We start from the raw sequence: 8,014 nt of genomic DNA, 5'->3' as shown, positions 1-8,014 counted from the left end.
GTGGGTCGTAACGTTCCAGGTATCTGGGAAATGGACTTCGATTTGTCTATCCTGATACCAGGCGCCTGTTTGAAGCTGAACTATGGTCAATGGTACATCACCTATTGGGACTTGAGGATCGGGAAAACGGCGAGAATTAGGGATTTCAATGGGGATGTCGATATGCGACCCTCTGTTTACGCTTCATGTACCCGAAACGATATCGTCGCCATGTATAGAAGTTAATCATTCTTGAAGTAAACCTACGAATAAACACTCTCTTTGGTTTATTGACCAAATACTCTTCAGGAAATATAGCCAGTAGTTTATCACTTACGTTTACGTCCAGAACCAGGTGAATACGTCCTTCCTGGCCTCCATTAAACAGGCGGTGGGGGAATGAAAAATCACCATACCAGATCTCGCCTGCCCGCCATTGACAATCTTCATGTGAAATTTGAAAAATCACATCAGGATTAGTCACTAGTGGAATATGGATTCTAGCAATCGAAATATCGATAGACTCATTGGGATCAAAATGCCATAGAATGGTTTCTCCAGGGAGAAGTTGCATCATCCGAACACGTGTTTTTTCAAAATCAAATCCATCTATCACACTTTCAATATAAGGAGCGAGCTTAATAGCTGCCGTCTTCATTGGTGGTTTACCGGGTACTATTTTGCTCTCAAAGGGATCTCCGCCATATGAAATTAGGCTGACTGATTTCCAGCCTCCTGCATGATCGTCTCCGTGTTGGTTAGTCGGCTTGAATTTTTCTACGATTTTCGCTGCCTCCTCGCTAAGTTGTTGCACATCGAGGTTTGAGCCTAGTTGGCAAGTCATTTGTGCTCCAACCAAACGGGTCAATACTTGCCACGGAAACAGATGCCCAAATTTAGTTTTCATAGTGTTTCTTCGTCCCCATGCCTCAATTGCCAGCGAGATGCTTCCAGCGGGCTGGTAGAATCTCGCGCAAGTAGTTCTTGAATCCTAGTCCCCGGAAGAATGAGATCGGCGGTAACCTGACGAATTTGAGCAATACCATCGTCTCGATCCGCCAGTGCACCCAAACATGAACGTTGTAGCCGCGGACCCTACTATGAGATTTGACGTGCCGAAGTAGACCCCCAATCTTGTATTCGAAGTACAGGAATAATTAACGCGTTATTATCCTTATTCCCTCAAGAAAAGAAAGAGACCCATGTCGCAACCCAGTTCTGCGCCACCCCTTATCTGACTGATTACCACCACACGCGCGAAATTGCTCCTGCCCGCCGGTCAGTCCTGCCCAATTTCAGCCAATCGACATGCCGGCTTCCTAATGATAATTTTACTCCTGGCAATTGCGGAATTGACTGAGTCAAACTGATCTCGTCGGCTACCCAAACAATCCTATTTGGGGTGGTGCCCGGCCCTGCTCTCGGGTAATCCCTACTCCACTGTCAGCTGGTAGAGCATGAACGAGCGATTCCCATAAACCGCGAATTGGGTTCCGGTTTCAGATGGCTTTCGCTCAGTGAAGAGATAGAGCCGATCGAGGTGCTGGACAGCCGCGCTCAACGCGCCGTATTGTGGCTCTGTCTTTTTTATATAAAATCGACCTTCGGATTGCGTTCGAGTTAATAAGAAGGTATTGAGGGTCAACAATTGACTCAGATTTTGAATGCCCTTTGTTTCAAAAGAAGCGGGTTTGGCAACAAAAGCACGGCGTTCACTTAGAACGGGCAGAAGTAAATCATTTCGAAAGTCAGGAGTCTTCATTATAAAAGCATGGGGATGCGTGTTCTTTTTAATCCAATCCGCCGTGTCTTGAAGATCAATGGCCACTTGAGAAGATGGCTTAAGACGGACTTCCATTCCAGAAAACGTATAAGGATCTTTTGTCGGCCAATAGCCAGCCACCCTTACCAATGCGACCGTAAATATACTCAGACCAATCACTACAAAAAAACAATGTTTGATAGCATGCTTTACCACGCATCTCTCTAATAAGTACCCCAATCCAATACCAAGTGGCAAAGACGTTAAAAGCATCAGTTTGTACTGATTGTGGTCCGGAAACTGTAGAACCAGCGCGGCAATAAAAAGAAGTCCAAGCCAGTATAAAATCGGTCGAAATTCACGATCTAAAAACTTCTTCCGCTTGTGCAGCAGAAAAACAGTCAAACAAAAAACCAAGACGATCCAAAAAGCTTCACCTGAACGAAGGATTTGACTCAACAAGGTTGATAATTTCAGATCAACATGCACCCCTTCCCCCATTTGCTTTGAAAGCGAAATCAGAAATGGCAAAGCAAGCAGATTCCCGACAATGGCAAACCTGTAGGTATTCAGAGCACACACAAATTGATTAAATTTCACGGGCCGCAAGTCAGAGAAAAAATATATTGCGATGAGCAGGTTGAATGCGACCAAGACGATCGGACTGAACAATCCCAATAACAATACCAAAAATCCCATCAGTACTTCTATTGACAAACTCGCTTTACGTTCAAACCGGACCAGAAAAAAATAAAGCAAGACTGCCAGTAAGCCAACTGTGGTTGGAAAGCTGCTTTGATTAAAAAACTTATCCAAAAAGAAAATGGAACGCTGATCATAATCTGCACTAAAAACAGTATCGTATATCGAGCGGAAGATTGACGTTGATAAGATTTTGTCCAGTAAGGCGTAAAGGTACCGAAATGGGCAGAGCAGAACCGTTGAGCCCAAGGCTGCAATCAACGAATTAGCCCGAGAAAGGTTGAAGTGCCTGCAAATCAGGAAAATACAGGTGAGTACAGCCGACAAGGACAGACAATTCAGCAGGGCAACGGCTTCAAGAGAAGTCTGGTGAGTGATTTTCATCACCAGGGCAACCAGAAAGTGCCATGGCCAATAAATGACAGACGGTGATTCAGCAGCCAGCGGATTGGTCGGAGGAATCAGCCCATTCACTATTTGATAGATGGTAGCGGAATGATACAAGCCATGATAACTCTGTAAAACGCGACTACTCTGGGTAATAATCCAATAGCAATAGAGGAAACCGGAAAAAAACAAAATACCAGGAATGGCTATATCTTTTGACAGGAAGCGACTAGTTTTCAATGACTCAATCTTTCTACAACTGAACACTTATTATATCCTACGCTTGCTCCTTAGGGGAGCGAGCGATACTTTACAGAATCATGGAAACGGGTGTTTAAAAATTCTTATTCCCGAATGCCGATTTTGCAACCGCTATTTCGATGTGCCGGGTTGCGTTGTCGACGCGGCAGGCACGGGCGACAACTAAGGTTCGCAGCGTCTACACCGACAATACCTGGAGTCGCCATCGCCGGATGCTGATTGGCTTAACCACATTGCCTGTTTATACTGCCGCTGCGCGCGCGAGATGAAGAATGCACATCTATTATATTTTTTCGGCTTTTACCTACGCACTGGGCCGAAAATACTCGGATAAAAAGAATTTCAATGCGGACGTTGATTTCGTATACCGGCAGTATCGCAATTTGCCGTGGTATTTTCGGATTGTTTTCGCCAGCCTGGCGCTTTTTCTCGATCTGGCACTGATGAAGGGTCTGGTACCCTTTCATCGCCTGCAGTTGCGGGATCGGTTGCACAAGGTCGAACGCCTGAAGCGCCTGAACCTCGGAGTAACCAACGATTTCCTGACCTTTTTTAACGGGCTTACCGCGTTTTCGGTCTATTCGGGTTCGTCTCCGGAAGCAGGCGGATGAGGGTTTTTCAGGACATCGTCATTGGCTCTGGCCCGGGTGGGGCGATCACGTCGTATTTTCTGAAAAAGGCCGATCGCGACGTTCTGCTGATCGAAGCGGGCAAACGTCTGTTCCAGCAGGATACGGTAGCATTTTCGAAAGACGAAATGCTTAGAAAATACTGGAATGGCGGGCTCACGGTCACGCTCGGCAATCCCAAGATACCGTTTATTCTCGGCAAGTGTTTCGGCGGCGGCTCTGAAATCAACGCCGGTATTTATCACCGGGCCTCTCCGGAGGTGCTCGAGGAATGGGCGCAGCGTTTCCAGGTACGCGATATCGATGCGGCCTCGTTGAACGAGCATTACGAGTATTTCGAAAAGAAACTGACGGTTTCAAGCATGCCGGATAGCCTGGTTCCGAAAGCTTCGAAAGTACTGGCGGACGGTGCCGGCAAGTTGAACTGGAAGTGTTTCGAGGTGCCGCGTTGGTTCGACTACAACAAATCGGAAAACCAGAAACAGACCATGAGCGAAACCTTTCTGAGCCGGAGCATCGAGCTGGACCTGGAGATGGTTTTCGAGAAAACCGTGCGCAAGCTGAAGCGCGAAAACGGTATCTGGCGCGTCCTTACCTTCGAAGGCGATAGCTACCACGCGGAGAATATATTCCTTTGCACCGGCGCGGTGCAAACGCCGTCGATCCTGATGCGCAGCGGTATCGGCGTAAACATCGGAAAGAGCCTGCAGCTGCACCCGACGATAAAGGCAACCGCGCTGTTCGACGACGAGATCAATACCGAGGGCATGGGCGTCCCGGTGCACCAGGTCAGGGAGTTTTCCCCGACGATAAGCCTGGGATGCTCGATTAGCTCGCTGCCGTACCTGTCGCTGGCGCTATCCGAGTTCGAGAGCTACCCGACATTCGCGCGACAGAACTGGAAAAGAATGAGCACCTATTATGCGATGATTCGCCCTGAGTCCTGCGCCCGGATCATCAACATTCCTTTTACCAGAGACCCTATTATCAAGTATGACCTCAGTGACAGAGACGTCGCGAATCTGCTGCTTGGCCTCAAAAAACTTTGCCTCTTATTGTTTACCGCCGGCGCGAGGAAAGTTTTTCCGTCGATCCTGGACGAAAGATTCATTCTGGACTCCGAGGACGAGATCGAGAGTAAGCTTGCTCACGTCGACCGTAAGCTGATCCAGTTGATGTCTATACACCTGTTTGGTAGCTGCCCAATGGGAGAATATCCAGCGCTATGCGCGACAGATTCCTACGGCCGCGTCAATGACCAGGACGGGCTTTACGTCAACGACGCGAGCCTGCTGTGCACGTCGCTGGGCCTGAATCCCCAGGGCACGCTGATGTGTTTCGCCAGGAGAAACGTTTTGCATTTCCTGGAGGCTCGGGGTGAGTAGGATCGCCATCGTTACCGGGGCGAACGGCTGGCTCGGTAGAACTCTGACCGGTTTTCTTTGCGAAGGTTACCCGGACCATCCCGATCTGGTCGAATCGCGTTACGACGAGGTTAGGTGCCTGGTCCTTCAAAACGAGGATACCGGCTTCCTGCAAAATCTGTCGGGCAAGGTCAGAATATTCCATGGCGATATTACCAAGCAGAAGTCTTTAACCGAGGCCTTTGCAACCGACCGGGAATTCGATTTGTACCATACCGCCGGTATCGTGCATCCTCGAAACGTCCGCCAGTTCTACGAAGTAAACCACGTGGGCGCCGTCAACGTCCTGGACCAGGCCTGCGATAATAAAATCAGAAAAGCGGTGGTCGTATCATCGAACTCGCCGCTGGGCTGCAACCCGTTTCCCGATCACCTGTTCGACGAGGATTCTCCTTATCATCCGTATATGAATTACGGAAAATCGAAATTTAAGATGGAGTTGTCGGTGCGGGAAGTCGCCGAAAAAAACCAGGTTAGCCTGACCCTTATCCGCTGCCCATGGTTTTACGGCCCGAATCAGCCGCCCAGGCAAACGGTGTTTTTGAGCATGATAAAAGACGGCAAGATGCCCGTGGTCGGCGACGGGTCGAATATGCGGTCGATGTCGTACCTGGACAACCTGTGCCAGGGAATTATGCTGGCCGCCCAGAAAACGGCGTCTGCGCCCGATGTCTACTGGATCGCGGATGAAAATCCGTATTCTATGAACGACATTGTTGATACTATCGAGAGTTTGCTGGAACGGGATTTCGGCTACGCGGTGCAACACCGGCGGCTACGGCTGCCGTGGGTCGCCGGGGAGGTCGCGACGTTGTGCGACTGGTTGATCCAGGGTCTGGGATTTTATCATCAAAAGATACACGTGCTGTCGGAAATGAACAAAAGTATCGCCTGTTCGATCGACAGGGCCAAGGCAGGGCTTGATTACCGTCCGCAAATCGAATTACGGGAAGGCATGAAAAGGTCAATACAATGGTGCCTCGACAACAACCTGGAGATATGAGAAGGCATGAAAGTAGTGGTAACGGGTGGATCGGGTTATTTCGGTGAATTGCTGTGCATACAATTGCTCGAAAGAGGACATGAAGTTCTAAACCTCGACGTTAACAAGAATTCGGACGTGGATCCGCGGATCACTTTTATCGAGGCCGATATCCGTGACTACGACCGGGTAGCACAAGCTTGTTCCGGGATCGATGTCGTTTACCATAACGTCGCCCAGGTTCCACTTGCCAAGGACCGGCATTTATTCGATTCGGTCAACAGGACCGGCACCGAGAACATTCTGAAAGCGGCCATCGAAACGGGCGTGAAGAGGCTGGTCTACACCTCGTCGAGCGCGGTATTCGGGATACCTGAAAAAAACCCGGTACTCGAATCGACCTTGCCGACCCCGATGGAAGCTTATGGCAAGGCAAAATACGACGGCGAATTGCTGTGCAAGGAGTATGCGGATAAAGGTCTGGACGTCGCTATCGTTCGGCCGCGGACAATACTGGGCCATGGCAGGCTCGGAATTTTCCAGATTCTGTTTGAATGGGTCTTCACCGGTAAAAATATTCCAGTGCTAAACGGAGGCAACAATATATACCAGTTCGTTCATGCCGAGGACCTCGGCAACGCTTGCATCCTGGCTGCGGAAAAGCCGGGATTCAATATTTACAATTGCGGCGCAGACGAATTTGACTCGATGAAAAGCATGCTGGATACGCTGTGCCGGCATGCGAATACTGGCTCGACGGTCAAATCCCTGCCGATGTGGCCGGTGGTAATTGGTATGAAAATATCCTCCGCGCTAGGCATGTCGCCGTTGGGTGCCTATCACGCGATGATGTATGGCAGGTCCATGTACTTCGACATCTCGAAAGCCAGAAAGGAGCTTGGCTGGAACCCCCGCTACTCGAATGACGAGATGATCATCGAGGCCTACGACTGGTACGTTTTGAACCGCGACAGGGTGTTAACGAATGACAGCGGAAGTCATCACAAGAAAAAACTGAAGCAGGGTGTGCTCAAAATCGTGAGCCAGTTGTTGTAATTTTCCTGCCGCGCAGCCTCTAGCCCGCATATCTTGCTGGGTTCCTGCTGCTGACGCCCCAAAGCGCACTGTAACGAGCTGTACCCCCGACGGCCTGCTCGACGTAGTGTCGACTGCATCTTCGCAGACCTCTATTGCATGCAGCCCGCTACAGCGATTTTGCGACGCCGTCGCTACGTAAAACGGTGAAAAATCGTGACCCTACCCCTTGAAGTGAGCCACTTCTGGTGTGGGAAATTGATTATATCAGCTACATGCCTCGCTAACACTGCAGGTGGTGTTCGACCTGGTGAACGATAAGACCTGACGTGGTTGTAATGCTCTTGCCAATGAACGATAGCGTTTTCGCTTCATTTTGAGACCTCCCTGAGTCAGAATTTTAGGGAAATCCCACATGCAGAGTGTCTTGAATTACTGGGGTACGGTCAACGGCGCGATTTCTCGACCTGTGTTTTTCATATTTAGAATAATATCTGCGAACAATAGGCTACTAATGAGCAACAGCAAGTGGGCCGCCTTCTGTCCGAAATTCTTTGTAAAGTGCTTTTGCCGCTAGTTCATGGCCACGGGAGTTCCTATGACGGCCGAAGCGGAAATAAGTTCGGTACCACGTACTCTTGAACATTGGGGCGAGGTCGAAGTGCTCGATACCGAGCTTTTCGCACATGTCAGCAACTTCTAACTGATACGGCAAGTAATCGTCCAATTCTTCGATCTCTCGTTTAGACGGAATGAAGACAACGATCAGCTTTGAGTCCTGACGTACTACATGATCTCTTAATTCTTCTAGAATTCGCGCAGTCAGGGTGAGATCTGTTCTCACACGTACCTC

Annotated in this window: 7 protein-coding genes; 4 read left to right on the top strand and 3 right to left on the bottom strand. The window is 49.3% G+C overall.

All coding sequences use genetic code 11. The features are described 5' to 3' along the window. Nucleotides 1-145: 145 nt before the first annotated feature. On the bottom strand, nucleotides 146-886 hold the full coding sequence (locus OES20_18345) for an aspartyl/asparaginyl beta-hydroxylase domain-containing protein (protein MDH3636656.1): 741 nt from the start codon (nucleotides 884-886) through the stop codon (nucleotides 146-148). A gap of 525 nt (nucleotides 887-1,411) precedes the next feature. Further along, nucleotides 1,412-3,070 carry a hypothetical protein gene (locus OES20_18340; GenBank protein ID MDH3636655.1) on the bottom strand — a complete coding sequence of 553 codons (1,659 nt, stop codon included), beginning with the start codon at nucleotides 3,068-3,070 and terminating at the stop codon, nucleotides 1,412-1,414. A 293-nt stretch (nucleotides 3,071-3,363) separates the two neighbouring features. On the opposite strand from OES20_18340, the gene OES20_18335 reads away from it, so the two are divergent. From OES20_18335 to OES20_18320, 4 genes are read left to right on the top strand one after another with little or no spacing between them, the layout of a single operon-like run. After that, nucleotides 3,364-3,702: a hypothetical protein gene (locus OES20_18335; protein MDH3636654.1), complete on the top strand. Its 339-nt coding sequence runs from the start codon at nucleotides 3,364-3,366 to the stop codon at nucleotides 3,700-3,702. Further along, nucleotides 3,699-5,105 (top strand): GMC family oxidoreductase, encoded by a 1,407-nt coding sequence (locus OES20_18330; protein MDH3636653.1) that lies wholly within the window; start codon nucleotides 3,699-3,701, stop codon nucleotides 5,103-5,105. Before OES20_18335 ends, OES20_18330 begins: the two co-directional genes overlap by 4 nt. After that, nucleotides 5,098-6,147, top strand: a complete 1,050-nt coding sequence (locus OES20_18325) for an NAD(P)-dependent oxidoreductase (protein ID MDH3636652.1) — start codon at nucleotides 5,098-5,100, stop codon at nucleotides 6,145-6,147. Before OES20_18330 ends, OES20_18325 begins: the two co-directional genes overlap by 8 nt. Before the next feature lie 6 nt (nucleotides 6,148-6,153). Beyond that, nucleotides 6,154-7,182, top strand: coding sequence for an NAD-dependent epimerase/dehydratase family protein (locus OES20_18320; GenBank protein ID MDH3636651.1), 1,029 nt, complete (start codon nucleotides 6,154-6,156; stop codon nucleotides 7,180-7,182). Between the two features lie 490 nt (nucleotides 7,183-7,672). On the opposite strand, the gene OES20_18315 is transcribed toward OES20_18320, so the two are convergent. Beyond that, nucleotides 7,673-8,014: hypothetical protein (locus OES20_18315; GenBank protein ID MDH3636650.1), on the bottom strand; the 342-nt coding region annotated here is incomplete at its 5' end.

This window comes from Gammaproteobacteria bacterium, from assembly GCA_029862005.1.
Classification (GTDB): Bacteria; Pseudomonadota; Gammaproteobacteria.
Note: the sequence above shows the minus strand (reverse complement) of the source record. Positions and strands in the feature narration are given on the sequence as shown.